We start from the raw sequence: 26,590 nt of genomic DNA on the forward strand, positions 1-26,590 counted from the left end.
TTGGCTCTTGCGCCCCGGCCAGAGGGGCGAGTGGCGGCTCAGTTCTTACGGAGAATCACGTAGCCGCAGCGCGCCGGGATTTCTGATTCAGCCGCAAGACGGCGTGGACATCGTGATGAGGAAGTCCGAGTCGACCAGGTCGAAGAGGAGCTCACACGCCCGGTCGAAACGCTCGGCGTCGACGAGCATGAGCGACTCCATGGACTCCTTCTCGATGACGATGCCGGCGTCGGCGAGCGTCTTGCGGGGCGAGTCCTTCAGCGCCGCGGCGAACGACTCGTCGGAACCGAGGCGCGCCACGAGGGCCTCCAGGGTCTGCGCCGCCTTCTCGGCTTCGGCGACCTGCTGGGCAGTGAACGAGGTTACGGCGGTCTGCGTCATTCCATTGCTCCTTATCGACCTGCATTAACAGCCGGATATCAGCCGAGACGTTCCCGTGTTCGGCACCGGTGGACGTCTCTTTCGATGTTTCGATCCTTGTCGACGGAGAAGGGCCGGACCAGAGACCAGGCCTGGCACATTCCGCCTCTGACCGGTTCATGCCTGGGAGTCGGGCCGCGTCGAGGCGGCGCCGGTCAGCGGCGAGATCCCGGCCGGATTGGTGTTGCTCGCGTCGGTCACGGCGTGCGGAAGCCCGACGAAGCTCCAACAGCCGATGCCGGCCGCTGAGCTGCGCACCCGCCTCCTGCCCGCCGTCTTGCCGGGCGGCTGGACCTCCGTGGCGGATCCCAAGGGCGAGGAGCCGAAGGGAGTCTCGGACGCGTCGACAACACCGCCGTCCTGCACGGGACTTCTCGACGGGCAGACTGTCGTGGATGCGAGTACGACGGCGTCGTCCGCGTCCGCGACAGCCACCTTCAGAGGTGGACACTCCGCTGAGGGCGGCGTCATTCCCGGCCTGGAGACGCTCTACTCGTTCCCGGGCGACGGCGCGCACCAGGCGATGCGGGACATGCGGAACCTGGTGGGCCGGTGCCGGAGCGTGGAGCTGCCACGCGCGTCATGGGAGCCCGTCGAGACCGCCGGTTTCGCCGTCGCCGAAGGTCCCCGGCTCGGAGACGAGAGCCTCGTCATCCAGGCGGTGGTCACGACGAGCACCACGGGTGACGCGCAACGCGCTGACGCGACCGTTGTACGCGTGGGGAGTTCGCTCGTCGTCATCAGCACCGTCCTCTCGCTGACGCGGCCGGAGGCCGACACCGTCGCGGCGTTCATGCCCGCTGCCGTGGCGCAGGTCGAGTCGAAGCATCCGGAGCCGGTCGACGCGGTCTCGTGAAACCCGGTCGGATCCGATGCGCCGGTGAAAGCCGTCGTGGCCGATGAGCTGAGCGGCGCCCACAATGGCCGGATGACGAGCTGTGACGAGGCGACGGGGCAGGCGTGGGCGGCGCTCGGTGGGGCGCGCGGGGACGCGGAGCGGGTGGGGTACCGGGGGGCCGGTGAGCTGGAGGGGGCGCTGCCCGTACGGGAGTTGGCGCGGGCCACCGTCGGGGTGTGCGCGCTCGCCGCGGCGGAGCTGGGTGCCGTACGGGCCGGGGGCGGGATGCGGGACGTCGGGCCGGTGGTGGTCGACGAGGGGGCCGTGGCGACCGCGTTCGTCAGTGAGCGGCACCTGCGGGTGGAGGGGCGGGCTCCGGTTTCCTTCGCGCCGCTGTCCGGGTTCTGGCGGGCCGCCGACGGGTGGGTGCGCACCCATGCCAACTACCCCCACCACGAAGCCGCGCTGGTACGGGCGCTCGGCGTGCCCGGGACCCCGGAGGCCGTGCGGGAGGCGCTCGCGGGGCTCGGAGCGGTGGAGGCGCAGGAGCTGGTCTACGCGGAGGGCGGGCTGGCGGTCGCCGTGGCCGAGGCGTACGGGGAGCCGCAGCCGCTGGTGGAGACGGTACGGGGACCAGGGCGGGGGCGGCCGCTGGGGCCCGCGGCGCTGCCCGCGGCCGGGGTGCGGGTGCTGGACCTGACCCGGGTCATCGCCGGGCCGGTCGCCACCCGGACCCTCGGGGTGCTGGGCGCGGACGTGCTGCGGATCGACTCGCCGGGTCTGCCGGAGGCGGCCGACGCGTACGCCGACACCGGCTTCGGGAAGCGGTCGGCGCTGCTGGACCTCGCGGGGGCGGAGGGCCGGGCGGTGCTGGAGGGGCTGCTCGACGAGGCCGACGTCGTGGTGAGCGGGTACCGGCCGGGGGCGCTGGAGCGGTTCGGGCTGGGCGCGGGGGAACTGCTCGAACGGTGGCCGGGGCTGGTGGTGGCGCAGCTGTGCGCGTGGGGGTGGCGCGGGCCGTGGGCGGGGCGGCGCGGGTTCGACTCGCTGGTGCAGGCGGGGTACGGGATCGCCGCCGCGTGCGGTGAGGACGGCCGGCCGGGGGTGCTGCCGGCGCAGGCGCTGGACCACGGGACGGGGTACCTGGTGGCGGCCGGGGTGTTGAGGGGGCTCGCGGGCGGGGGTGGGTGCGTGCTGCGGTACTCCCTCGCGGGGACGGCGTCCTGGCTGGTCCGGGACGTGCCGGGGGGTGGGGCGGGGGTGCCGGGGTACACGGCGGAGCCGTGGCTTCGGGAGGTGGGGGATTCGGGGTACGGGGCGTTGCGGTACGCCGGGAGTCCCTTCGGGGAGTGGGGGCGGGGGCCGTCTCGGTGGGGGGCCGACCGGGCCGTGTGGCTCCGCCGGTAGGGGGGGCCGGGTCCGGGCTTCCTGGGGGCTCCGCCCCCAGACCCCCGCGCCTCAAACGCCGGCGGGGCTGGATCTGCCAGGCGGGGCTGAGGGTGCGCGCCGGCGGGGCTGGATTTGGCCCGCGTCAGGGATGCAGTGGCTTCGTCATGCAGCGGCTGGAGTCGTGGAAGCGGTAGTAGCCGAACTTTTCCGACATGGTGTAGCCCGAGGAGAGGTAGAGGGCTATCGCTTCCGGCTGCTGGTCGCCCGTTTCGAGGACCATGCGGGTGCGGCCCGCGCTGCGGGCTGCGGTTTCCAGTTCCGCCAGGATGCGGCGGGCCAGGCCGAGGCCCCGGGCTTCCGGGATCACGTACATGCGCTTCACCTCGGCGTCGCCGTCCGCGTAGCCCTCCTCGCTGCGGTCCTGGCGGCGCCAGGCGCCGCTGGCGACCGGGGCGTCCGAGGTGTCGTAGGCGAGGAGGTAGAGACCGTTCGGCGGGACGAACATCGCCGGGTCGAGGTGGGTGGCATCGCCCTCGCCCTCGTAGCGCGTCTGGTACTCCACCTGGACCTGGGCCTCGAGCTTGACCGCGTCCGGGTGGTCGTACGGTACGGCGCGGAGGTTTATACCGTGAGACATTTGAATATCGTACGGAACCCTCCCGCTATGGTGCAGGGATGCTCACTGTGACCTCCGTGAATGTGAATGGGATCCGCGCCGCCGCCAAGAAGGGGTTCGTGGAGTGGCTCGAGGGATCCGATGCCGACGTCGTCTGCCTGCAGGAGGTGCGGGCCGAGGAGGGGCAGATTCCGGTGGAGGCCCGGGAGCCCGAGGGCTGGCACACCGTGTTCGCGCCGGCCGCGGCCAAGGGGCGGGCCGGGGTCGCGCTGTACACGCGGCGGGCGCCCGAGCGGGTGCGGGTCGGGTTCGGGAGTGATGAGTTCGATGCGAGTGGGCGGTACGTCGAAGTTGATCTGCCCGGGGTGACCGTCGCGAGTCTGTACCTGCCCTCCGGGGAGGCCGGGACCGAGAAGCAGGACGAGAAGTACCGGTTCATGGCGGAGTTCGCGCCGTACCTCCGGGGGCTGAAGGAGCGGGCCGCCGCCGACGGGCGCGAGGTCGTGGTGTGCGGCGACTGGAACATCTGCCACCAGGAGGCCGACCTCAAGAACTGGAAGACCAACCGGAAGAACGCCGGCTTCCTGCCCGAGGAGCGGGAGTGGCTCGGGAAGGTGTATTCCGACGGTGGGTACGTGGATGTCGTGCGGGCGCTGCATCCCGACACCGAAGGGCCGTATTCCTGGTGGTCCTACCGGGGCCGGGCCTTCGACAACGACGCCGGGTGGCGCATCGACCTGCAGGTCGCGACCCCGGGGCTGGCCGGCAAGGCCGTGAAGGCGTTCGTCGAGCGGGCCGAGACGCACCCCGAGCGCTGGTCCGACCACGCGCCCGTGACCGTCGTCTACGAGCTCGGCGTCTGAGGCCGCTTCTGGTGCAGGCGGTCCATCGCCATGGTGAGTTCCGCCTCGACCACGCTCTTCGCCAGCGGGCGCAGGCGGGTGATCGCCTCCTCGTCCCCGGCCATGTGCGTGGAGAGCAGCTCGGTGAACAGGGCCGCCAGGGCGTCCGCGTGCGCGCGGACCCGGCGGCCCGTCTCCAGTACGGCGGCGAGCGGTACGCCCTCGCGGACCAGTGCCGAGGAGACGTCCAGCAGGCGGCGGCTGACGTGGACGATCTCCTCGCCGTCGGTGGCGAGGTAGCCGAGGTCCAGGGAGGCCGCCAGGTTCTCCGGGGTGACCTCGCCCTCGAAGTAGTCGGCCAGGGCCTCGGGGGACAGCCGGACGGGGGTCTCCTCCGACCAGCCGATGCCGAGCAGCTCGCCGAGCTGGCCGACGTCGCGGCCCTGCTCGAAGGCGGCGGTCAGCTCCGCGATGCCGCCGAGGGTGTGGCCGCGTTCCAGGAGGGCGGCGATGGTGCGCAGCCGGGCCAGGTGCTGGTCGTCGTACCAGGCGATGCGGCCCTCGCGGCGCGGCGGCGGGAGCAGTTTGCGCTCGCGGTAGAAGCGCAGGGTGCGGACGGGTATGCCGGCCGCTTCGGCCAGTTCCTCCGTCCGGTATTCGCGCACTGTGCTTCCGGCCTCCGTCGTCCGTGTTTCCGCCACACCCGCAGCCTAGGGCGTACCCGCAGTAACTTTCCGGGCGCGACCCCTACCCATGGGTACGGGGCTGCTCTACTCTCCCGATTGTGCCAGTGATTGCTGGCAGTGTTGCGGTGTGGTGGCTGGGACTGCGGAAGCGGAAGGCGGCGGGCATGGGCGGCATCGACGGTAAGGGCGGTAAGGGCGTGCGCGAGCACGTGCGGGTGGCGGTGATCGGGTCCGGGTTCGGGGGGCTCGGCGCGGCCGTACGGTTGCGGCGCGAAGGGATCACCGACTTCGTCGTGCTGGAGCGGGCCGATTCGGTCGGCGGCACCTGGCGCGACAACAGCTATCCGGGATGCGCCTGCGACGTCCCGTCCCACCTGTACTCCTTCTCCTTCGCGCCCAATCCCGACTGGCCCCGCACCTTCTCCGGGCAGCCCGCCATCCGGGAGTACCTGGAGCACGTCGCCGACACCTTCGGGCTGCGCCGGCACATCCGGCTGAACCACGAGGTCCGGATGATGCGCTGGGACGCGGACGAACTGCGCTGGGAGATCGAGACCTCCGGCGGGGACCTCACCGCCGACGTCGTCGTCTCCGCCACCGGACCGCTGTCGGACCCGAAGATGCCCGAGATCCCCGGGCTCGCGGAGTTCCCCGGCAAGGTCTTCCACTCGGCGCGCTGGGACCACGACTACGACCTGCGCGGCAAGCGCGTCGCCATGATCGGGACCGGTGCGTCGGCCATCCAGATCGTGCCCGCCATCGCGCCCGAGGTGGAGCGGCTCACGCTGTTCCAGCGGACCCCGCCGTGGGTCATGCCGCGCACCGACCGGGCCATCAGCACCGTCGAACGCTGGCTCCACCGCCAGCTGCCCTTCACCCGGGCGGCGCGGCGCGGGCTGCTGTGGGGGATCCGCGAGCTCCAGGTCAGCGCCTTCACCAAGCGGCCGAACCAGCTCGGGCTCATCGAGTCCCTCGCCAAGGCCAACATGGCGCGCTCGATCAAGGACCCGCAGCTGCGGGCCAAGCTGACGCCCTCGTACCGGATCGGCTGCAAGCGGATCCTGCTCTCCAGCGAGTACTACCCGGCGCTCGCCCGGCCCGATGTGGACCTGGTCGCCTCCGGGCTCAAGGAGATCCGGGGCTCGGTGCTCGTCGCCGCCGACGGGACCGAGACCGAGGTGGACGCGATCATCTTCGGCACCGGGTTCCACGTCACGGACATGCCGATCGCCGACCGGGTCGTCGGCGCGGCGGGCCAGACCCTCGCCGACGCGTGGAAGGACGGGATGCAGGCGCTGCGCGGGGCGACCGCCGCCGGCTTCCCCAACTGGATGACGATCATCGGGCCGAACACCGGTCTCGGGAACAGTTCGATGATCCTGATGATCGAGTCGCAGCTGAACTACATGGCCGACTACATGCGCCAGCTGGGCGTCCTCGGTGGGCGGGCCGCGCTCGCCGCCCGGCCTTCCGCCGTGAACCGGTGGAACCGGCAGGTCCAGGCCCGGATGGAGCGGACCGTGTGGAACACCGGCGGCTGCACGAGCTGGTACCTGGACGCGCAGGGCCGCAACACCACCGTCTGGCCGGGCACGACCGGCGAGTTCCGCAAGGAGACGCGGACCGTCGACCTGGCCGAGTACGAGGTCGTACGCGTCCGGGAGCGGGAAAGGGTCGCCGTCCCGGCGGAGCGGGGCGCATCGGAGGGGGCGGCGTGAGCGGGCCCGCGCACGTCACCGCCGGACGGTACGCACCCCCCGCCCCGGCGCGCACGCTGACCGCCGTCTCCGCCGACGGGGCCCGGCTCCACGTCGAGGTGCACGGCGCCGAAGGGGCCCCGGCCGTGGTGCTGTCCCACGGCTGGACCTGCTCCACCGCCTTCTGGGCCGCGCAGATACGCGAACTGGCCCGGGACCACCGGGTCGTCGCCTACGACCAGCGCGGCCACGGCCGCAGCCCGGCCGGCATCCCCCGCGCCTACAGCACCACCGCCCTCGCCGACGACCTCGCCGCCGTGCTGAAGGCCACCCTCGCCCCCGGCGAGCGGGCCGTCGTCGCCGGGCACTCCATGGGCGGCATGACCGTCATGGCCGCCGCCGGACGTCCCGAGTTCGCCGAGCACGCCGCGGCCGCCCTGCTGTGCAGCACCGGCAGTTCGGGGCTGGTCGAGCGGGCGACCGTACTGCCGCTGCGCGCCGGGCGCGCGAGGACCCGTATGACCCGCGCGGTGCTCGGTGCGCGCGCCCCTCTCGGGCCGGTCACGCCCGCCGCCCGCGCCGTGCTCCGGTACGCGACCATGGGGCCCGGATCCGCGCCGGACCGCGTCGAGGCCTGCGCCCGGATCGTCCACGGCTGCCCGGCGCCGGTCCGCCACGCCTGGTCGCGGGTGCTGGCCGGGCTGGACCTGGACGCCGAACTCGGGCGGCTGACGGTACCCACCGCCGTGCTCGGCGGCCGCGACGACCGGCTCACCCCGCTGGCGCACGCCCGCGGGCTCGCGGCCGCGCTGCCGCACTGCGTCGGCCTCACCGAACTCACCGGGATGGGCCACATGACCCCGGTCGAGGCGCCCGAGGCCGTCACGCACGCCATCCGCGAACTGACGTCCCGCTACCTCGGAACCGACGAAGTCGACAAAGCCACAAAGGTCACGCACGCCGACAACGCCGACGACGCCGAGAAGGATCAGAAGGAGAAGACCGCGTGAGCGCTCACAGGAGTCTGGAAGGCCAGGTCGCCGTCGTCACCGGCGCCGCCCGCGGGGTCGGCGAGCTGCTCGCCCGCAAGCTGTCCGCGCGCGGGGCGAAGGTGGCGCTGGTCGGCCTGGAACCCGAGGCCCTCAAGGAGGTCTCCGAGCGGCTGCACACCGACAGCGCCCACTGGCACGCCGACGTCACCGACCACGAGGCGATGGCCCGGGTCGCGCGGGAGGTCAAGGAGCGCTTCGGGAAGGTCGACGTCGTCGTCGCCAACGCGGGCGTCGCCGCCGGCGGCCCCTTCGCCGACTCCGACCCCGAGGCCTGGCGGCGGGTGATCGAGGTCAACCTGATCGGCGGGGCCGTCACCGCCCGCGCCTTCCTGCCCGTCCTCACCGAGAGCCGCGGCTACTTCCTGCAGATCGCCTCGCTCGCCGCGATCACCCCGGCGCCGATGATGACGGCCTACTGCGCCTCCAAGTCCGGGGTCGAGGCCTTCGCGCACTGCCTGCGCGCCGAAGTCGGCTACAAGGGCGTCAAGGTGGGCGTCGGCTACCTCTCCTGGACCGACACCGACATGGTGCGCGGTGCCGACGAGAACGAGGTCATGCGCGAACTGCGCCAGCGGCTGCCGTGGCCCTCGAACCGGACCTACCCGCTCGGGCCCGCCGTCGACCGGATCGTGGCCGGCATCGAACGGCGTTCGCCGCACGTGTACGCGCAGTGGTGGCTGCGCGGGATGCAGGGCGTGCGCGGCTACCTGCCGGGGATCATCGCGACCGTCGGGCAGCGCGAGATGAAGCGGTTCGAGCCGCGGCTGGCCGCCGTCTCCAAGGGACTCGTGGGGGCGGGCGGGGCTGCCGACGAGCAGGAGCGCAAGCGGCACGTTTAGTCGAAATGCGCACTATGTCGCCGCGTGCCAGGCTGGTCGGGCCACGCCCCGACACCCCTTCAGGAGGGAACAGCATGGGTCTCAAGGACCAGTTCCAGGACAAGGCGAAGCAGCTCGCGGACCGGGCCAGGGCCAGCGGGGAGCAGGGTGCCGGGGGTGAGACCCCGGAGCACGCGCCGGAACTCTCGCAGGACATACGGCCGAAGACGCAGAAGGTCCGCGAGACCTTCGACGATTCCTTCGACAAGTAGACAAATAGGCAAGCAGGCAAGAACGCAAGAACGCAAGAACGCAGCGGTCAGGGGCGCGACCCGAGGGAACCTCCGGGTCGCGCCCCCTGTCGCGTACCCGCTACCGCGGCGGCAGCTTCGGGCGACGGCGGTCCGGTACGTCGGTGTAGCCGGGCGGCACGGCGGCCGGGTCCTGCTCCAGCAGCTCCAGCGCGAGGTGCACGGCGTCGTCCAGCTGGGCGTGCCGTCCCTCCGCCCAGTCGAGCGGGGTGCGCAGTATCGCCAGGTCCGGTTCCACGCCGTGGTTCTCCACCGACCACCCGTACTCCGGGAACCACGCCGCGTTCATCGGCACCGTGATCACCGTGCCGTCGCCGAGGGTGTGCCGGCCGGTCATCCCGACCACCCCGCCCCAGGTGCGCTGGCCCACCACCGGGCCCAGGCCCAGCAGTTTGAACGCGGCGGTGATCATGTCCCCGTCGGAGGAGGTCGCCTCGTCGGCCAGCGCCACGATCGGGCCGCGGGGCGCGTTGGAGGTGTAGGAGACGGGCTGGGCGCCCCGGGTCAGGTCCCAGCCGAGGATCGAGCGGGTGAGCTTCTCGACGACCAGTTCGCTGATGTGCCCGCCGGCGTTGCCGCGTACGTCGACGATCAGGGCGGGCCGGGAGACCTCCAGGCGCAGGTCGCGGTTGAACTGGGCCCAGCCGGAGCCGCCCATGTCGGGGATGTGGAGGTAGCCGCAGCGGCCGCCGCTGATCTCGCGGACCACCGCGCGGCGCTTGGAGACCCAGTCCTGGTAGCGCAGCGGCCGTTCGTCGATGAGCGGCACGACCGCGACCCGGCGGGCCCGGCCCTCGCCCGCGGCGGGCTGGAAGGTCAGCTCCACGGTGGTGCCTCCGGCCGCCGCGAGCAGCGGGTAGGGGCCGCCGACCGGGTCGACGGGCCGGCCGTCGACGTGGGTGAGGACGGCGCCCTCGCGGATCCCCGTACCGGCGAGCGGGGAGCGGGCCTTGGAGTCGGAGGACTCGCCGGGCAGGATCCGCTTGACCATCCAGCCCTCTTCGCGGGGTACCAGGTTGGCGCCGAGCAGTCCGATGGCGCGCTGGTAGTGGGGCGGGCCCTCGTTGCGGCGGGCGGGGGAGACGTAGGCGTGGGAGGTGCCGAGTTCGCCGAGGACCTCGCGCAGCAGGTCGGCGAACTCGTCGGGGGAGGCGACCCGTTCGACCAGGGAGCGGTACTGGCGCAGCACCCCGTCCCAGTCGATCCCGCACATGCCCGGTTCCCAGAAGTAGGCGCGGATGATGCGGCCGGCCTCCTCGAAGGCCTGGCGCCATTCGGCGGCCGGGTCCACCTCGTGCAGGATGCGCCGCAGGTCGAGGTAGACGGTGGAGTCGCCGTCGCCGGATTCGGTGGCGGGCACCGCGCGCAGGTCGCCGTCGTCGTTGATGACGATGCGGGTGCCGTCGCCGCTGGCCGCGAACCAGTCGAGTCCGGAGGCCAGCTCGGTCTTACGGGCCTTGGTGATGTCGAAGTGTTCGAGCGTCGGTTTGCCGCTGGTGTCGGCCGGGTTGGCGAAGGTCTCGCCGAGTGCGCCCGAGATGGGCCAGCGCAGCCAGACCAGTCCGCCGCCGTGGACGGGGTGGAGCGCCGAGTACTTGGACGCGGACACGGGGAAGGGGGTGACCCGGCTCTCCAGGCCCTCGACCTCCACGGTGACCGAGCCGTCGCCGTCGCCGGACTCCCCTTCGACGGGGTCGAGCCCGCCCGCCGCCGGGCGGCCGTCGGGCAGCAGGGCGAAGGGGGAGGGGGTGGCCGAGGAGAGCGGCACCAGGTAGGGGCGGCAGCCCAGGGGGAAGGACAGGTCGCCGGTGTGGACGTCGTAGACGGGGTCGAATCCGCGCCAGGACAGGAAGGCGAGGTAGCGGCCGTCGCGGGTGAAGACCGGGTTCTCGTCCTCGAAGCGGCCGTTGGTGACGTCGACGATCGTGCGCGGGCCGGGTCCGGCGATCTTGGCCATCTTGATCTGCCGCAGGGAGCGCCCGATGCCCGGGTGGGACCAGGTCAGCCAGCAGCCGTCGGGGGAGAAGGCGAGGTCGGTGACGGGTCCGTTGATGGACTGGATCAGCTCGGTGACCTCCCCGTTGGACTCCTCCGACGCGTCGAGGAGCAGGAGGCGTCCGTCGTTGGAGGCGATGGCGAGGCGCTCGCCGTCCGGGTCGGACAGCAGTTCCAGTACGCGGCCCAGCTCGCCGGAGGCCAGCCGGCGCGGCTCCCGTTCCCCGGAGGCGCGGGGGAGGTAGGCGATCTCGATCGCGTCCTCGCCCTCGGCGTCGGTGACGTAGGCGACCTGTCCGCTGCTGCCGAGCATCTCGGGCAGCCGGACGCGGACGCCGGGGGTGTCGGCGATGGTGCGGGCCGGGCCGTCGCGGTGGGTGAGCCAGTACAGGCTGCCGCGTACGACGACGGCGCTGGCGCGGCCGGTGGCGTCGACGGAGAGGGAGTCGACGTTGCTGGCGGCCGGCACCTGGTACGTACGCCGGCCCGCGCGCGGGCCGCCGAGGCGGACCTCCAGCTTGCGGGGCGGGGTCTCACCGTCGAGGGAGTCCACCAGCCAGAGGTCGCCCGCGCACTGGTAGACCACGCGGGTGCCGTCGCTGGAGGCGTGCCGGGCGTAGAACTCCTCGTGGTCGGTGTGGCGGCGCAGGCCGGTGCCGTCGGGGAGGCAGGAGTAGAGGTTGCCGATGCCCTCGTGGTCGGAGAGGAAGGCGATCCGGCCGCCGACGAACATGGGGGAGTCGAGGTGGCCCTCGATGTCCTCCAGCAGCCGCTGTCCGTGCAGCCAGAGCCGGCCGGTGGCGCCGCCGCGGTAGCGCTTCCAGGCGGCGGGTTCGTGCGGGGGTTTGCCGGTCAGCAGCAGGCTGCGGCGTTCGCCGCCGGGGCCTTCGGGGGAGTGGACGGCGATGTCGGAGACCGGGCCCCAGGGGAGGCGGCCGCCGGGGCTGCCGTCGGTGGGCAGGCTGTAGGCCCAGGCGAAGTAGGAGAAGGGCTGGCCGTGCGAGGACACGGCCAGGATGTCGCTGCGGCCCTCCTCGTCGGGCGGGGTCCAGCCGCAGACGCGGGTGTCGGTGGCGCCCCAGTAGGTCAGGCGGCGGGCGGGGCCGCCGTCGACGGGGGCGAGGTGGATCTCGGGGTCGAGGCTGCGCCAGGTCGTGAAGGCGATGTGCCGCCCGTCCGGGGAGAAGCGCGGATGGCCGACCCTGGTCCGGTCGACGGTGATGCGCCAGGCGCGGCCCGGGCTCTGGCCGGCCGGAACGAGGGGGGCGACCCAGAGGTCGTCCTCGGTGGCGAAACACAGCAGGTCGTCGTGCAGGTGCGGGAACCGGAGGTACGCGACGTCGTGACTCACCCCCCAATGCTTTCCGCGGCAGGGGGGTGTGGCAACTCGTACAGGTGATCCATGCCACTGCCGCTAGCGAAACGGAACGGTTTCGTTTCGCTAGCGGGACGGGTATCGTCTGTGGAGTACGAAACGGTTTCGTTCGGAGATGGGGGTGGTCGTGATGAAGGGAAGCTGCCGGGTCACCGACGCGATGTCGGCCCGGCGCAGCCGGATCACCCCCGAACGGGAGGCCGAACTCCACGGGGCGGTCCTCGACCTCCTGCGCGAGGTCGGTTACGAGGCGCTGACCATGGACGCGGTCGCCGCCCGTACGAAGTCCAGCAAGGCCACCCTCTACCGCCAGTGGGGGAGCAAGCCGGAGCTGGTCGCCCGCGCCCTGCGATGTACCCAGCCGGTCTCCCTGAGGGAGATCGACACGGGCACCCTGCGCGGGGACTTCGCCCTCATGGTGGAGCGTTCCGACGACGCGCAGATGGCCAAGGACACCGCGCTGATGCGGGGTCTGGCCCATGCCGTGCACGAGAGCCCGGAACTCCACAGGGCGCTGCGCGATCTGCTGGTGGACCCCGAGCTCAACGGTCTCCAGACGATGCTCGGGCGCGCGGTGGAGCGAGGCGAGATCCGGCCGGACTGCCCGGCGCTGGATTTCGTACCGCACATGCTCATCGGGGCGTTCATCGCCCTTCCGCTGATCGAGGACCGGTCCGTCGACCGGGCCTTCCTCGGTCAGTTCATCGACGCCGTGGTCTTCCCCGCCCTCGGCGTCTGAGGTCCCGCACCACCCGCAGCACCCGTCCCGCACCACCACTCCCCGAAACACCTGCTTGCTGTTCCTGACACGCCGCTCTCGTCGTCGGGCCGGCTTTTCACGCCCTGATCCGTCCCGGATCCATCCCACGACATGAAACGGGAGAACCACGACGTGGCCACCTTCCTCTACCGGCTCGGCCGAGGTGCCTTCAGGCGCCGAGGCCTCGTCGCCCTCCTCTGGGTGGCGCTGCTGTTCGCCGCGGGCTTCGGCGCCGCGACCGCCTCGGCGCCCACCTCCGGCTCGTTCTCGATACCCGGCACGGAGGCCCAGAAGGCCTTCGACCTGCTGGACAAGAAGTTCCCGGGCATGGCCGCAGACGGCGCCACCGCCCGCATCGTCGTCAAGGCCCCGGCGGGCGCCAAGGTCACCGACCCCGGCACCAAGTCCGAGGTCGAGAAGATCATCTCGGACCTGAAGAGCGGCCCGGGCGCCGCCCAGGTCGCCTCGGTCGACGACCCGTACAAGACGCAGGCGGTGAGCCAGGACGGCTCCACCACCTACATCAGCGTCAAGTACAAGGTCAGCGGGATGGAGCTGAAGGACGAGGCCCGCGAGGCCCTCACGGACTCCGGCCACGACGCGCAGAAGGCCGGACTCCAGGTGGAGATCGGCGGCGACGCGCTGATGGAGGCCCCCGAGACCGGCTCCGGCGAGGTCATCGGCATCCTGATCGCCGCGGTCGTCCTCGTCATCACCTTCGGCTCGCTGATCGCGGCCGGGCTGCCGCTGCTGACCGCGCTGATCGGCGTGGGCATCGGCGTCTCCTCCATCACCGCGCTCGCCAACGTGCTGGACCTCGGCAACACCACCTCCACCCTCGCGATGATGATCGGCCTCGCGGTCGGCATCGACTACGCCCTCTTCATCGTCTCCCGCTACCGCGCGGAGCTCGCCGAGGGCCGTGAACGCGACGAGGCCGCCGGCCGGGCCGCCGGAACCGCCGGCTCCGCCGTCGTCTTCGCCGGTCTGACCGTGGTCATCGCCCTGGTGGGCCTGGCCGTCGTCAACATCCCGATGCTGACCAAGATGGGTGTCGCGGCCGCCGGAACGGTGGTCATCGCGGTGCTCGTCGCCCTGACCCTGGTCCCGGCCATCCTCGGCTTCGCGGGCAAGAAGGTGCTGCCCGCCGGTACGAAGAGCAAGCTGTTCGGCAAGGGCAAGCCGGCCGGCGCCCAGTCCAAGCCCAACGGCGGCACCCGCTGGGCCCGCTTCGTACTGCGCCGCCCGGTCATGGTCCTGCTGGCCGGCGTCATCGGCCTCGGCGCCATCGCGATCCCGGCGAGCAAGCTGGAGATGGGCCTGCCGGACGACGGTGCCAAGCCGACGTCCACCAGCCAGCGCAAGGCGTACGACCTGCTGTCCGAGGGCTTCGGCCCCGGCTTCAACGGCCCGCTGATGGTGGTCGTCGACGGCGACAAGGCGCTCGCCGACCGGACCGCCGAGCGGATCAAGGGCCTGGACGGGGTGGCGGCCGTGATGCCGCCGATGCAGAACGAGGCCAAGGACGCCGCGATCGTCAGCGTCATCCCGAAGGACCGGCCGTCCTCCGTCGAGACCGAGGACCTGGTCCACTCGATCCGCGAGGGCAACGGCAAGGACGTGTTCGTCAGCGGCCAGACCGCGATGAACATCGACTTCTCGCAGAAGATGAACGACGCGCTGCTGCCCTACCTGGCGCTCGTCGTCGGCCTCGCCTTCCTGCTGCTGATGCTGGTCTTCCGCTCGATCCTGGTCCCGCTCAAGGCGGCCCTCGGCTTCCTGCTGTCGGTCGTCGCCGCCCTCGGCGCGGTCGTCGCGGTCTTCCAGTGGGGCTGGCTCGGCTCGGTCTTCGGCGTGGAGCAGACCGGCCCGATCATGTCGATGATGCCGATCTTCATGGTGGGCGTCGTCTTCGGCCTGGCCATGGACTACGAGGTCTTCCTCGTCACCCGGATGCGGGAGGCGTACGTCCACGGCGAGCGCCCCGGCCAGGCCGTGGTGACCGGCTTCCAGTACAGCGCCCGCGTCGTCGTGGCCGCCGCCGTCATCATGATCGCCGTGTTCTCCGGCTTCCTGGGGGCCAGCGACTCGATGGTCAAGATGATCGGCTTCGGCCTGGCCGTCGCCGTCCTCTTCGACGCCTTCGTGGTCCGCATGGCCATCGTCCCGGCGGTGCTGGCACTGCTCGGCCACAAGGCCTGGTGGCTGCCGAAGTGGCTCGACCGGATCCTGCCGAACGTGGACGTGGAGGGCGAGAGCCTGCGCAAGCACCTCGGCGACTCCGGCTCCGGTTCGGCGGACGGTCCGGACAAGGACCGCGAGCTGGTCAACGCCTGACCCGCCCACCGCTGAACGCGACCGGCCCCGTACCTGGAAGCCCAGGTGCGGGGCCGGCCGCGTCGTACGGCGACGGGGCGGGTTAGGCCGGCCGGGTGGCGGTGGAGTACGTACGGCGCAGGAAGCGGCGCAGCGCGGCGATGTCGAACTGGACGACGGCCACACCCTCGGGGGAGTGGAACTCGACGACGGCCTGCACCCGGCCGCAGGGCCAGACGCGTACGTCCCCGGTCCCGGTCGGGGCCGACAGGCCCGCCTCCAGGAGCGCGCGGGGGAAGACCCACTCGTTGTCGGTGCCCTCGGGGGACAGCTCCGCCGGGAAGACGATCCGGACGGCGAGCGGCTCGGCGGCGGTGAACCGCAGGGCCACGGGGATCGCCCGGTAGAGGGGATCGTCGGTGATGACGCGAGCGCGGACACGCTCCTCGACGGCGGTCGCGGTCGCTGGGGGATTCTCGGCGGTGGCAGACATCGACCAGACTCCTCGAATTCGGAACATATGAGTCCGTTTGTCCGTCCAGCCTCGCACATTCCAACGAAAGCGCGCGCTGCCATTTGTGATGCGACCGCTCTTGCCAACCGTTTGCAACTGGGCACTATTCTTGAACGGTTAAAGACTTGAGCGAGGAAGAGGAAGCGGAGCCGCTCCATGCATGTGCCCGACGGATTCATCAACGCACCCGTGTCGGTGGCCGCTGGAGCAGTGGCCGCCACCGCTGTGGCCGTCAGCCTGCGCGGCGCCCGCCGCGAGCTGGGGGGCGCCTTCCAGGGCGAGGGCTCCGGGGGAGAGCGCACCGCCCCGCTGGCCGGGCTGGTCGCCGCCTTCATCTTCGCCGTGCAGATGCTGAACTTCCCCGTCGCCGCCGGCACCAGCGGCCACCTGCTGGGCGGCGCGCTCGCCGCCATACTCGTCGGCCCCTACACCGGCGTGCTCTGCGTCTCCGTCGTCCTGCTCATGCAGGGCATCCTCTTCGCCGACGGCGGCCTGACCGCCCTCGGCGTCAACATCACCGTCATGGGCGTCGTCACCGTGGTCGTCGCCTACGCCGTCTTCCGCGGGCTCCTCAAGGTGCTGCCCCCCACCCGCCGGTCGGTGACCGTCGCCGCCTTCGCCGGAGCCCTGCTCTCGGTGCCCGGCGCGGCCACCGCCTTCACCGCGATCTACGCCCTCGGCGGGACCACCGACGTCCCGATCGGCAAGGTGTTCACCGCGATGGTCGGCGTGCACGTCCTCATCGGCATCGGCGAGGCCGCCATCACCGCCGCGACCGTGGGCGCCGTCATCGCCGTACGGCCCGACCTGGTCCACGGCGCGCGCGGGCTGAGCACCCCGCTGAAGCTGCGCGTCGGCGGCGAACTCGTCGACGCCCCGGCGGCCGCCCCGGCGCCGGCACCCGCCCGTTCCACGAAGCCCGTCTGGATCACCGGCCTGGTCACCGCCCTCGTCCTGGCCGGGTTCGTCTCCTACTACGCCTCCGCCAGCCCCGACGGCCTGGAGAAGGTCGCCGCCGACCAGGGCATCGACGCCAAGGCCGAGGAGCACGCCGCCGCGGGCTCCCCGCTCGCCGACTACAGCGTCAAGGACGTCACCGACGCCCGCCTCTCCGGCGGCCTCGCCGGGATCATCGGCGTCGGCGCGACCGTCGTCGTCGGCACCGGGATCTTCTGGACCGTGCGCCGCCGCCGCGCCCAGGACCTGACCGCCACCTCCACGCCCGCCCCCTCGGCCCGCTGACGTGGGAGCCGGCCACGCGCACAAGCTCTACCGGCACGGGCACTCGCCCGTCCACGAGCTGCCGCCGCACTGCAAGATCGCCGCGACCTTCGCGTTCGTGGTCGTCGTCGTGTCCACCCCGCGCGAGGCGATGTGGGCCTTCGGCCTGTACGCCGTCCTCATCGCGGCCGTCGCGGCGGCGGCCCGGGTACCCGCGGGCTTCCTGCTGCGACGGCTGCTGATCGAGATCCCCTTCGTGGCCTTCGCCGTGCTCATGCCCTTCGTGGCCGAGGGCGAGCGCGTCCAGGTCCTCGGCATGTCCCTGAGCGTGTCGGGCCTGTGGGGCGCCTGGAACGTACTGGCCAAGGGCACCCTCGGCGTGGCCGCCTCCGTGCTCCTCGCCTCGACGACCGAACTGCGCGCCCTGCTGCTCGGACTCCAGCGGCTGAAGCTTCCGCCGCTGGTCGTCCAGATCGCCTCCTTCATGATCCGCTACGGCGACGTCATCACCGGCGAGCTGCGCCGGATGTCCATCGCCCGCCGCTCGCGCGGGTTCGAGGCCCGCGGCGTCCGGCACTGGGGCGTCCTCGCCAAGACCGCCGGAGCCCTCTTCATCCGCTCCTACGAGCGCGGCGAGCGCGTCTACCTCGCGATGGTCAGCCGCGGCTACGCCGGATCCATGCCGGTGATCGACGACGTCACGGCCAGCCGCGCCCAGTGGGCGTACGCGGCCGTGCTCCCGGTGACGGCGCTCGCCGTCTGTCTGATGGGATGGACGCTGTGACCGCTTCCCCCGCTCCCGTTCCCGCCGCCCCCTCCCTGGAGGTGTCCGGCGTCGCCTACGCCTACCCCGACGGGCACCAGGCCCTCTTCGGCGTCGACCTCACCGTCGCCGCCGGGGAGCGGGTCGCCCTCCTCGGCCCCAACGGCGCCGGCAAGACCACCCTCGTCCTGCACCTCAACGGCATCCTCGGCGGCGGCGTCGGCACCGTGACCGTCGCCGGACTGCCCGTGGACAAGCAGAACCTCGCCGAGATCCGCCGCCGGGTCGGGATCGTCTTCCAGGACCCCGACGACCAGCTCTTCATGCCGACCGTCCGCGAGGACGTGGCCTTCGGCCCGGCCGCCGCCGGGATGCGCGGCGCCGCGCTGGAGACGCGGGTGCGCGAGGCCCTCGAACAGGTCGGCATGGCCGGCTTCGCCGACCGCCCGCCGCACCACCTGTCCTTCGGGCAGCGCCGCCGGGTCGCGGTGGCGACCGTACTGGCGATGCGGCCCGAGATCCTCGTCCTCGACGAGCCCTCCTCCAACCTGGACCCCGCCTCGCGGCGCGAGCTGGCCGACATCCTGCGCTCGCTGGACGTCACCGTGCTGATGGTGACCCACGACCTGCCGTACGCGCTGGAGCTCTGCCCCCGCTCGGTGATCCTCAGCGAGGGCGTCATCGCCGCGGACGGCCGCACCCGGGACCTGCTGTGCGACGAGGCCCTGATGGGCGCCCACCGGCTGGAGCTGCCGTTCGGCTTCGACCCGCGCCACGTGGCGGAGCCGCGTCCGGCATAAGCGCCGGTCAGCGGTTGTTGGCCTGGACGTGGACATCCAGGGTGTGGTGAACGTGGGCTACGAGCCCGTCAGGGACGCCTTCGCGCGCAACTTCGAGGTGCTCGGCGACCGGGGAGCGGCCGTCGCCGTGTATCGGGACGGCCGCAAGGTCGTCGACCTGTGGGCCGGCACGAAGGACGCGAACGGCACCGGGCCCTGGACCGAGGACACCGCGCAGATCGTGCGCTCCGCGACCAAGGGCGTGGCCGCCGCGGTGCCGCTGCTGCTGCACCAGCGCGGACTGCTGGACCTGGACGCGCCCGTGGCCTCGTACTGGCCGGAGTTCAAGGCGGGCGGCAAGGACAAGACCCTGGTCCGCCACCTGCTCGCCCACCAGGCCGGGGTACCCGCCCTCGACCGCGGGCTCACCATGGCGCAGGCCGCGGACGGCGTGTCCGGGGCGCGCGCGGTGGCCGCGCAGCGGGCCTTCTGGGAGCCCGGCACCGCGCACGGTTACCACGCGCAGACCTTCAGCTGGCTGCTGTCCGAGCTGGTCCTGCGGGCCACCGGGCGCAGCGTCGGCGGGATCCTGGCCGAGGAGATCGCCGAGCCGCTGGGCCTGGACTTCTGGATCGGCCTGCCGGAGGGCGAGGCGCACCGGGTGGGCCGGGTGGCCCCGGTCGAGCCGCCGGCGAGCGCGGGCCTGCTGAAGACCCGGCCCAGGCGAAACGTTTCGGAGGCGTACGCCGACCCGGACTCCCTCACCCGCCGCGCCTTCGCCGCCATCGACCCCCTGCCCGACGAGAACGACCCCGTCTACCAGGCGGCCGAACTCCCCGGCTCCGCCGGCATCGGCACGGCCCGGGCGCTGGCCCGCTTCTACGCCGCCACCGTGGGGGTGGTGGAGGACGGCGCCCGGATCTTCACCCCGGCGACGACCGCGCTCGCGGGTACGGAGTTCTCGGCGGGCGCCGACCGGGTGCTGGTGGTGAACACCCGCTTCGGGCCGGGCTACATGCTGCACGGCGCCGCGTCGCCGCTGCTGTCCCCGGCCTCCTTCGGGCACCCGGGGCGGGGCGGCTCGCTGGGCTTCGCGGACCCGGAGGCCGGCGTCGGCTTCGGCTACGTCACCAACGCCCACGCCAAGTCGGTCACCGCCGACCCCCGCGCCCAGTCCCTGCTCCGGGCCCTGCGCACCTGCCTCTGACCTGGCCGGTCGGTAACCCGGGGCCCGAGCCCCGCCCGGCACGGCCGCGCCAAGAACTCCGGGCCGCGCCCAAGGGCCCCTGGGGCTCCGCCCCAGACCCCGTTTGGCTGAGCAGCGCCCGTCCGTGCGGCTGGATTGCCCGCAGGGCAATTCCAGCCCCGCCGGCGTTTGAGGCGCGGGCGCGGAGCGCCGTGTTCTGAGCCGTGCCGGCGATTGAGGCGGGAACCGGGGGCACCTCCCAGCGGTAGCTGGGGGAGGAAGGGCGGGGAGGGGCAGGCTCCGCGCAGCGGCGACGCGCCAGCGGACGGCGCCCGGACCCCAGCCAGGGGCAGCGGCCCCGCCCGCCGGGCCGACGGACGGAGTCCGGCGCAGCGGCGCGAAGCCGGGGAGGCGCCCCGGCGCCGAGCCGTGCGAGCGGCGCGTTAGAAGGTCAGCACCTGGGCGACGATCGGGCCCGCCGCCTCCGCGCCGTGGCCGCCGCCTTCGACCATGGCCGCGGCCGCCACGTCGCCGCTGAAGCCGGTGAACCAGCTGTCCGGGCTCGCCGCGCCGTCGACCTCCGCCGAGCCGGTCTTCGCACCCTTGTCGGAGCCGCCGACCGAGGACATCACCCCCGCCGCCGTACCGCTCGTGGCGGTCTGCCGCATCATCTTGACCAGCTGCGCCGACACCCCCGGCGCCAGCGAGCGCGAGGCCGTGGCCAGCGGGCGTCCGTCCAGGGAGGCCTTGACGAGCACCGGCTGGCGGAACACGCCGGTGCGGGCCGTGGCCGTGATCGAGGCCATGTTCAGCGGGTTCATCTTGATCGGGCCCTGCCCGATGTACTCCGCGGCCGCCGCGGAGCCCGAGGTCTCCGGGATCGAGCCGTCCTTGGAGAGCACGCCCGTCTTCCAGTCCAGCCCGATGCCGAAGGCCTCCTTGGCCACCCTCGGCAGCGCGCCGTTGTCGTGCACCTCGTCGATGAGGCTGATGAAGGCGGTGTTGCAGGACTTGGCGAAGCTGTTCGCGAAGGGCTGCCCGTGTGAGGAGAAGCCGTCCTGGTTGCGGAAGACCTTGCCGTCCCACGAGGCGCTCGGCGGACACTCCGCCGGGCGGTCCGCCGCCACGAGGCCCTTCTCCAGCAGCATCGCCGCCGTCACGATCTTCAGCGTCGAGCCGGGGGCGCGGCCGCCCTGCATCGCCGCGTTGAAGCTGTCGCGGCGGTGGTTGGCGACCGCCAGGATGTTGCCGGTGCTCGGCTGGACCGCGACGACCGAGGCCTCGGCGTGCGCGGCCACCGCCTTCTCGGCGGCCGCCTGCACGTCCGCGTCCAGGACGGTCTCGATCTGCCCCGGCTTGCCCTCGACCAGGGTCAGCAGGGTCCGCTTGGGAGCGTCGGCGGTGGCGGGCTCGATCCACAGCTCGACGCCGGGCGTGCCGCCGGTCTGCTTCCCGTACGTCTTGCGCAGCGCGTCCAGCACCGGCCCCAGCGACGGGTACCGCTCGGCGGTCAGCTCCTTGCCGTTGCGGTCGACGGCCTTGACCGGCGGGCTCGCCGGGGTGCCCGCGCGCAGCCTCTCGTCGCGCTGGAGCTGCGGGTGGATCACCGAGGGCTGCCAGTCGACGAGGGGCTTTCCGGTGCTGATCCCGCGGACGACGGTCAGCTGGGAGTCGTAGACGAGGGGCTTGGACGTGCCCTCGTAGGAGATCTCGGCCTCGACCTTGAACGGCACGGTGGCGCCGTTCGGGGTGCCGGGGGTGATGACGGCCTTCGACACGTACGCCGCGGCCTTGTAGTCGGCGACCGCCGACTGCGCGGCCTGCGCGTTGTTCGTCAGGTCCGCCGCCGCGCGGTCGTCGCCGGACGCCCACGCGGCCAGGAACGCCTTCGCGGCGTCACCGGTCTCCTGCTCGGTGAGCGGCCCGCTCGTCTTCTGCGCGGCCGCCGCGCTGTCGGCCGGCCGCCCCGTCCCGCCGCTGCCGCCGTCGTCCCCGACCAGCGTGTAGACCCCGTACCCGGCCCCGCTGGCCATCGCGAGAAACACCCCGCCGACGATGGCACCCTTCGCCGCCCCGTTCATGCGTCCCCTCCCCAGGAAACCCTGTTCTCTGAACGTGTTCAAAGAACGTCTGGTGTGGACCTTACGCTGCGCGAGGGTGTCATCACGCGGTTGTTACCGGACCGGGATGTCATACGCGTCACACGCGCACCACCGCTAGATCCAGGTGTCCAGCCACATGCGGCCGCGCCAGGAGTCCATCGGGAGGGTCTGGCCGGTGTAGACGGGCCAGAAGTAGATGAAGTTCCAGATGATCAGCAGGACCAGGACGCCCGCGCCGATCGCCCCCAGGGCCCTGCGGCGTTCCGAGGAACCCGCCGGGCCCAGCAGGGCGCCGATCATCATCGCCACCGCCAGGCACAGGTACGGGACGAAGACCACCGCGTAGAAGTAGAAGATGGTCCGCTCCTGGTAGTTGAACCAGGGCAGCAGGCCGGCGCACAGCGCGCACGCGATGGCGCCCGCCCGCCAGTCGCGGCGGAAGATCCACCGCCACAGCACGTACAGCAGCGCGAAGCAGCCCGCCCACCACAGCAGCGGCGTGCCCAGGGCCAGCACCTCGCGGGCGCACTTGCCCGCCTCGGTCGCCGGACAGCCGTCGGTGCCGGGCGCGGGGGACTCGTAGAAATAGGAGACGGGCCGGCCCAGGACCAGCCAGCTCCACGGGTTCGACTCGTAGGTGTGGCCCGAGGTCAGGCCCACGTGGAACTTGTAGACCTCGGTCTCGTAGTGCCACAGGCTGCGCAGCCACTCGGGGAGGAAGGACAGCGAGCTGTTCCGGTCGTACTTGGCGGCCCAGTCGCGGAAGTAGCCGCCCTTGCCGTTGTCCGGGCTCAGGATCCAGCCCAGCCAGGACATCAGGTACACCGCGATGGCCACCGGCACGGTCGACAGGAAGGCCGGCACCGCGTCCCGGCGCAGCATCGCCGCGTACGGGGCGCCCGCGCCGGCGGTGCGGCGCGCGGCCGCGTCCCACAGCACGGTCAGCGCCCCGAAGAAGGCCAGTACGACGAGCCCGTTCCACTTGGTGCCGAAGGCCAGACCGAGGCAGACGCCGGCCAGCAGCCGGTACGGGCGCCAGCCCAGCCGCAGGGTCTGCGCGATGTGCAGGTCCGGGCGGGCCCGGCCGTCCTCGCCCACCGGGAGCGCCGCCGCGAGCCTCGCTCTCGCCTTGTCGCGGTCGATGACCAGCGCCCCGAAGGCGGCCAGCACGAAGAACATGAGGACGAGGTCGAGGAGGGCGGTGCGGCTCATCACCAGGTGCAGGCCGTCCACCGCCAGCAGCACGCCCGCCAGGCAGCCCAGGAAGGTGGAGCGGAAGAGGCGGCGGCCGATCCGGCACAGCATCAGTACGGACAGGGTGCCGAGCACGGCGGTCATGAACCGCCAGCCGAAGGGGTCGAAGCCGAACATCCACTCGCCGAGGCCGATCACCCATTTGCCGACCGGCGGGTGCACGACGTAGCCCGGGTCCAGGGGGAGCGGGACGCCGTCGGGATTCGACAGGATCGACTTGTCGATGTCTTTGGGCCAGCTCGCCTCGTAGCCCTGCCGGATCGTGGCCCACGCGTCCTTGGCGTAGTACGTCTCGTCGAATATCACCGCCTTGGGGCTGCCGAGGTGCGCGAACCGCAGCACCCCCGCGACCAGCGTGACCAGCAGCGGCCCGGCCCACGCCATGACCCGCTGCCAGGTGTGACGGCTCGCCCGCGGGACCCCGAGCGCCGTCCAGAGCTGGGCGGACGGGCGCGCGTACGGGGGCACGAGGCGGGTGCGGACATCGGCCCCCGGCCCGGCCGGCGCGTAGCCGAAGCCCCGCAGGCGGCGCAGCCAGACGGGCTGCTCGGGCTCGGAGTCGCCCGCGCCCGTCGGGACGGGCGGGGCCCCCGCGGGGCTGGGCGGCGGCGTCGCGGTACTGGTCACCGGGTCATCGTAGGGAACAGGCCTGTGGGAGCCCCAGTCCCCACGTGAGTTGCCCCGTTTCACAGCCCCGCCCGGCGGTCCCCCGGCCGGAGCCGGGCGTCGGCGGCCCGGGCGCGGGCCGGGACCGATGAGAGGATGTCCCGGTGACAGCCGAACAGCCCCGCGGTACCGAAGCCACCCCCGCCACCTCCCCGACCGACGGCGTGCTCGTCCTCGCCGGGACCCCCATCGGGGACCTCGCCGACGCCCCGCCCCGGCTCGGCACCGAGCTGGAACGGGCCGACGTGATCGCCGCCGAGGACACCCGGCGGCTGCGCCGCCTGACGCAGGGGCTGGGCGTGCACACCACCGGGCGCGTGCTCTCGTACTTCGAGGGCAACGAGTCCGCCCGCACCCCGGAGCTGGTCGAGGCCCTCCAGGCCGGCAAGCGGGTGCTCCTGGTGACCGACGCCGGGATGCCGTCGGTGTCCGACCCCGGCTACCGGCTGGTCGCCGCGGCGGTCGAGAAGGACATCAAGGTCACCGCCGTGCCCGGGCCGTCCGCCGTGCTCACCGCGCTCGCGATGTCGGGACTCCCGGTGGACCGCTTCTGCTTCGAGGGGTTCCTGCCGCGCAAGGCGGGCGAACGCCTCGGCCGGCTCCGCGAGGTCGAGGGCGAGCGGCGCACGCTCGTCTACTTCGAGGCCCCGCACCGGCTGGACGACACCCTCGCCGCGATGGCCGAGGTGTTCGGCGCGGACCGGCGGGCCGCGGTGTGCCGGGAACTGACCAAGACCTACGAGGAGGTCAAGCGCGGCGGGCTCGGCGCGCTCGCGCTGTGGGCGGCCGACGGAGTGCGCGGCGAGATCACGATCGTGGTCGAGGGCGCCCCGGCGGCGGCCCCCGGCGACGTGGACGCCGAGGAGCTCGTGCGCAGGGTACGGGTGCGCGAGGAGGCCGGGGAACGCCGCAAGGAGGCCATCGCGGCGGTCGCGACGGAGGCCGGCGTACCCAAGCGCGAGGTCTTCGACGCGGTCGTGGCGGCAAAGAATGCGACACAAAAGGTGCTGTAAGACGGTAAAGAGCTAACCTGAAAAGCAAAGCTCAGACCGCGCACCGGCGCCTTTGGGCATGACTGGCCCAAAGGCCGTCCAACACTGGACAGGACCTGATGCGCTCCCGCCCGAAGAGGCGTCCACTGGCAATGGCACCAGTGGAACAAGAGGAGCTGGCATGAGTGAGATCGCAGACACCCCGGTACCCGCACCCGTCGCCGTATCGGATGCCGTATCCACCGTCTCCACACCCGCCGTGCAGACCGTGCACGAGGCGTACTCCTTCGCGTGCATGAAGTGCGGGTACGGGTGGGAGCAGGCCTACGCGATAGAGCACCACATCGACGGCAAGGGTCAGCCCTTCATCATGTACACGGTGAAGGGGGAGCGGGTGCCCTCCCCGCTGTCCAACCCGACCTGCCTGAACTGCGGCGGCCACGTGGTACGGATCATGCGCGCCGGCCAGGTCTCCTCGGTGCTCGGCATGCTCGACCAGCTCTACCACCACCGCGTCGCACCCGGCATCGCCGGACCGGTGCCCGCGGGCGCCGACGTCCCGCGGACCCCGAAGCCGCGCAAGGCCGTGCCCTCGCACGACTCCCCGGGACCGGTCGCGATCGGCGCGCCCGAGCAGCGCCGGGGCTGGTTCGCCCGTCTGCTGGGGCGGCTGCGCCGGTCATAAGATCGGCCGTATGAGAAGCGAAGAGAAGCCGGGGGCCAAGGACGCGCCGCCACCCCTGCCCGAACCCCTCCGGGTGGCGGTGGCGGACTCGCACACCCACCTCGACATGCAGTCCGGCACGGTGGCCGAGGGCCTCGCCAAGGCCGCTTCGGTGGGCGTGACCACCGTCGTGCAGGTCGGCTGCGACGTGAAGGGCTCCCGGTGGGCCGCCGAGACGGCCGCCGCGTACGAGAACGTCCACGCGGCGGTCGCCCTGCACCCGAACGAAGCCCCCCGGATTGTGCACGGGGATTCCGACGGATGGTCCCGCCAGGGGGCGCGGGCGGGCGGCGGCGACGCGGCGCTGGACGAGGCGCTGGCCGAGATCGAGGCGCTGGCCGCGCTGGACCACGTCAAGGCGGTCGGCGAGACCGGGCTGGACCACTTCCGCACCGGGCCGGAGGGCATGGCCGCGCAGGAGCGTTCCTTCCGGGCCCACATCGAGATCGCCAAGCGGCAGGGCAAGGCGCTGGTCATCCACGACCGCGAGGCCCACGCCGATGTGCTGCGCGTGCTGCGGGAGGAAGGGGCGCCCGAGCGGACCGTCTTCCACTGCTACTCGGGGGACGCCGCGATGGCCCGGGAGTGCGCGGCCGCCGGCTACTACATGTCCTTCGCCGGGACCGTCACCTTCAAGAACGCCGCGCCGCTGCGCGAGGCCCTCGCCGTGGCCCCGCTGGAGCTGGTGCTGGTGGAGACCGACGCCCCGTACCTCACTCCCGCGCCGTACCGCGGACGGCCCAACGCGCCGTACCTCATTCCGCTGACGGTACGGGCGATGGCGGCGGTCCGCGGCATCGACGAGGACGCCATGGCCACGGCGCTGGCCGCCAATACGGCGCGCGCCTTCGACTACTGACACACCCGTTCGCCCGACACGCTGGGTAGTCGAACGGCTTTGGTGCGTGACGGCCGCTCCCGCTAGGGTGCCGTGCCCGAACCAGCCGGGGCCGGACCAGTGGAGCGAGCGACGTGAGCGAAACGCAGGGCAGTCACCGCCGTGCCTCCTGGCCGGAGCCGGACCGCGACCCCGGGTCCGGGCCCGGTGCGGGGCCCGCGGCCGGGCCCGGGCCGGAGCTCGGCACGGCACTCGCGGCGGGGTTCGGGCCGGTATCCGACGCGGACCTCGGGCCGGGGTCCGGGCCGGGGTCCGGAGCGCGCCCCGGGCCGGAGTTCGGCACCGGACTCGCGGAGGGTTACGGGTCGGCATCAGGGCCCGACGTAGGGCAGGGCTTCGGCGCGGTGCACCGAGCGTGGCACGGGGGGCAGCTCGG

24 protein-coding genes are annotated in these 26,590 nt (G+C 72.6%); 16 read left to right on the top strand and 8 right to left on the bottom strand.

Annotated features, from left to right (window positions below; all coding sequences use genetic code 11):
• Positions 1–87: 87 nt before the first annotated feature.
• Both ACFV0Q_RS04575 and ACFV0Q_RS04580 read right to left on the bottom strand, forming a co-directional pair.
• Positions 88–381, bottom strand: a complete 294-nt coding sequence (locus ACFV0Q_RS04575; RefSeq protein ID WP_385000374.1) for a hypothetical protein — start codon at positions 379–381, stop codon at positions 88–90.
• Between the two features lie 156 nt (positions 382–537).
• Positions 538–678: a hypothetical protein gene (locus ACFV0Q_RS04580; RefSeq protein ID WP_385000377.1), complete on the bottom strand. Its 141-nt coding sequence runs from the start codon at positions 676–678 to the stop codon at positions 538–540.
• Positions 679–982: 304 nt separating this feature from the next.
• On the opposite strand from ACFV0Q_RS04580, the gene ACFV0Q_RS04585 reads away from it, so the two are divergent.
• Both ACFV0Q_RS04585 and ACFV0Q_RS04590 read left to right on the top strand, forming a co-directional pair.
• Positions 983–1,276 (top strand): hypothetical protein, encoded by a 294-nt coding sequence (locus ACFV0Q_RS04585; protein WP_385000380.1) that lies wholly within the window; start codon positions 983–985, stop codon positions 1,274–1,276.
• A gap of 72 nt (positions 1,277–1,348) precedes the next feature.
• A complete protein-coding gene (locus tag ACFV0Q_RS04590) occupies positions 1,349–2,665 on the top strand; it encodes a CoA transferase (protein WP_385000383.1) in 1,317 nt (438 codons plus the stop codon).
• A gap of 124 nt (positions 2,666–2,789) precedes the next feature.
• On the opposite strand, the gene ACFV0Q_RS04595 is transcribed toward ACFV0Q_RS04590, so the two are convergent.
• Positions 2,790–3,284, bottom strand: a complete 495-nt coding sequence (locus tag ACFV0Q_RS04595; protein ID WP_385000386.1) for a GNAT family N-acetyltransferase — start codon at positions 3,282–3,284, stop codon at positions 2,790–2,792.
• 38 nt (positions 3,285–3,322) lie between these two features.
• Between ACFV0Q_RS04595 and ACFV0Q_RS04600 the strand changes: the two genes are divergently transcribed.
• A complete protein-coding gene (locus ACFV0Q_RS04600; RefSeq protein ID WP_385000389.1) occupies positions 3,323–4,126 on the top strand; it encodes an exodeoxyribonuclease III in 804 nt (267 codons plus the stop codon).
• Here ACFV0Q_RS04600 and ACFV0Q_RS04605 read toward each other — a convergent pair.
• Complete coding sequence (locus ACFV0Q_RS04605; protein WP_385000392.1) at positions 4,108–4,806, bottom strand: MerR family transcriptional regulator; 699 nt, start codon at positions 4,804–4,806, stop codon at positions 4,108–4,110. The two genes, ACFV0Q_RS04600 and ACFV0Q_RS04605, sit on opposite strands and share 19 nt — an antisense overlap.
• A 149-nt stretch (positions 4,807–4,955) precedes the next feature.
• Here ACFV0Q_RS04605 and ACFV0Q_RS04610 point away from each other — a divergent pair, with 149 nt between their 5' ends.
• The 4 genes from ACFV0Q_RS04610 (at position 4,956) to ACFV0Q_RS04625 (ending at position 8,630) form a co-directional block, all read left to right on the top strand.
• The gene (locus ACFV0Q_RS04610; RefSeq protein WP_385000436.1) at positions 4,956–6,509 is read left to right on the top strand and encodes a flavin-containing monooxygenase; all 1,554 of its coding nucleotides are present in this window, start codon (positions 4,956–4,958) and stop codon (positions 6,507–6,509) included.
• Positions 6,506–7,498, top strand: coding sequence for an alpha/beta fold hydrolase (locus ACFV0Q_RS04615; protein ID WP_385000396.1), 993 nt, complete (start codon positions 6,506–6,508; stop codon positions 7,496–7,498). Before ACFV0Q_RS04610 ends, ACFV0Q_RS04615 begins: the two co-directional genes overlap by 4 nt.
• Positions 7,495–8,379 (top strand): SDR family oxidoreductase, encoded by an 885-nt coding sequence (locus ACFV0Q_RS04620; protein WP_385000398.1) that lies wholly within the window; start codon positions 7,495–7,497, stop codon positions 8,377–8,379. The genes ACFV0Q_RS04615 and ACFV0Q_RS04620 overlap by 4 nt, the downstream gene beginning before the upstream one ends.
• Positions 8,380–8,453: 74 nt before the next feature.
• Positions 8,454–8,630: a hypothetical protein gene (locus tag ACFV0Q_RS04625; protein WP_385000401.1), complete on the top strand. Its 177-nt coding sequence runs from the start codon at positions 8,454–8,456 to the stop codon at positions 8,628–8,630.
• Positions 8,631–8,730: 100 nt separating this feature from the next.
• Here ACFV0Q_RS04625 and ACFV0Q_RS04630 read toward each other — a convergent pair whose 3' ends face one another.
• Positions 8,731–12,015, bottom strand: coding sequence for a S41 family peptidase (locus ACFV0Q_RS04630; protein WP_385000404.1), 3,285 nt, complete (start codon positions 12,013–12,015; stop codon positions 8,731–8,733).
• Between the two features lie 154 nt (positions 12,016–12,169).
• Between ACFV0Q_RS04630 and ACFV0Q_RS04635 the strand changes: the two genes are divergently transcribed.
• Together ACFV0Q_RS04635 and ACFV0Q_RS04640 are read left to right on the top strand one after the other, a co-directional pair.
• On the top strand, positions 12,170–12,778 hold the full coding sequence (locus tag ACFV0Q_RS04635; RefSeq protein WP_385000407.1) for a TetR/AcrR family transcriptional regulator: 609 nt from the start codon (positions 12,170–12,172) through the stop codon (positions 12,776–12,778).
• Between the two features lie 153 nt (positions 12,779–12,931).
• On the top strand, positions 12,932–15,136 hold the full coding sequence (locus ACFV0Q_RS04640) for an MMPL family transporter (protein WP_385000439.1): 2,205 nt from the start codon (positions 12,932–12,934) through the stop codon (positions 15,134–15,136).
• Between the two features lie 82 nt (positions 15,137–15,218).
• Here ACFV0Q_RS04640 and ACFV0Q_RS04645 read toward each other — a convergent pair whose 3' ends face one another.
• Entirely contained in the window at positions 15,219–15,608 is a 390-nt protein-coding gene (locus ACFV0Q_RS04645; protein ID WP_385000410.1) for an SsgA family sporulation/cell division regulator, read from the bottom strand.
• Positions 15,609–15,785: 177 nt separating this feature from the next.
• Between ACFV0Q_RS04645 and ACFV0Q_RS04650 the strand changes: the two genes are divergently transcribed.
• From ACFV0Q_RS04650 to ACFV0Q_RS04665, 4 genes are read left to right on the top strand one after another with little or no spacing between them, the layout of a single operon-like run.
• A complete protein-coding gene (locus ACFV0Q_RS04650; protein WP_385000413.1) occupies positions 15,786–16,871 on the top strand; it encodes an energy-coupling factor ABC transporter permease in 1,086 nt (361 codons plus the stop codon).
• Position 16,872: 1 nt separating this feature from the next.
• Positions 16,873–17,634, top strand: a complete 762-nt coding sequence (gene cbiQ, locus ACFV0Q_RS04655; RefSeq protein ID WP_385000416.1) for a cobalt ECF transporter T component CbiQ — start codon at positions 16,873–16,875, stop codon at positions 17,632–17,634.
• On the top strand, positions 17,622–18,413 hold the full coding sequence (locus ACFV0Q_RS04660; protein ID WP_385000419.1) for an energy-coupling factor ABC transporter ATP-binding protein: 792 nt from the start codon (positions 17,622–17,624) through the stop codon (positions 18,411–18,413). The genes cbiQ and ACFV0Q_RS04660 overlap by 13 nt, the downstream gene beginning before the upstream one ends.
• 22 nt (positions 18,414–18,435) lie before the next feature.
• Positions 18,436–19,599, top strand: coding sequence for a serine hydrolase domain-containing protein (locus ACFV0Q_RS04665; protein WP_385000442.1), 1,164 nt, complete (start codon positions 18,436–18,438; stop codon positions 19,597–19,599).
• A gap of 422 nt (positions 19,600–20,021) precedes the next feature.
• Here the strand turns inward: ACFV0Q_RS04665 and ACFV0Q_RS04670 are convergent, their stop codons facing one another.
• Positions 20,022–21,659 carry a penicillin-binding transpeptidase domain-containing protein gene (locus tag ACFV0Q_RS04670; RefSeq protein WP_385000422.1) on the bottom strand — a complete coding sequence of 546 codons (1,638 nt, stop codon included), beginning with the start codon at positions 21,657–21,659 and terminating at the stop codon, positions 20,022–20,024.
• A gap of 135 nt (positions 21,660–21,794) precedes the next feature.
• A complete protein-coding gene (locus ACFV0Q_RS04675) occupies positions 21,795–23,561 on the bottom strand; it encodes a dolichyl-phosphate-mannose--protein mannosyltransferase (RefSeq protein WP_385000424.1) in 1,767 nt (588 codons plus the stop codon).
• 143 nt (positions 23,562–23,704) lie between these two features.
• On the opposite strand from ACFV0Q_RS04675, the gene rsmI reads away from it, so the two are divergent.
• The 3 genes from rsmI to ACFV0Q_RS04690 all read left to right on the top strand — a co-directional run bounded on the left by rsmI (position 23,705) and on the right by ACFV0Q_RS04690 (position 26,175).
• Entirely contained in the window at positions 23,705–24,613 is a 909-nt protein-coding gene (rsmI, locus tag ACFV0Q_RS04680; protein WP_385000427.1) for a 16S rRNA (cytidine(1402)-2'-O)-methyltransferase, read from the top strand.
• A gap of 160 nt (positions 24,614–24,773) precedes the next feature.
• Positions 24,774–25,277, top strand: a complete 504-nt coding sequence (locus ACFV0Q_RS04685) for a hypothetical protein (protein WP_385000430.1) — start codon at positions 24,774–24,776, stop codon at positions 25,275–25,277.
• Positions 25,278–25,287: 10 nt separating this feature from the next.
• Entirely contained in the window at positions 25,288–26,175 is an 888-nt protein-coding gene (locus tag ACFV0Q_RS04690) for a TatD family hydrolase (RefSeq protein WP_385000433.1), read from the top strand.
• Positions 26,176–26,590 lie beyond the last annotated feature (415 nt).

This window comes from Streptomyces sp. NPDC059564 (genome assembly GCF_042735575.1).
Taxonomy (GTDB): domain Bacteria; phylum Actinomycetota; class Actinomycetes; order Streptomycetales; family Streptomycetaceae; genus Streptomyces.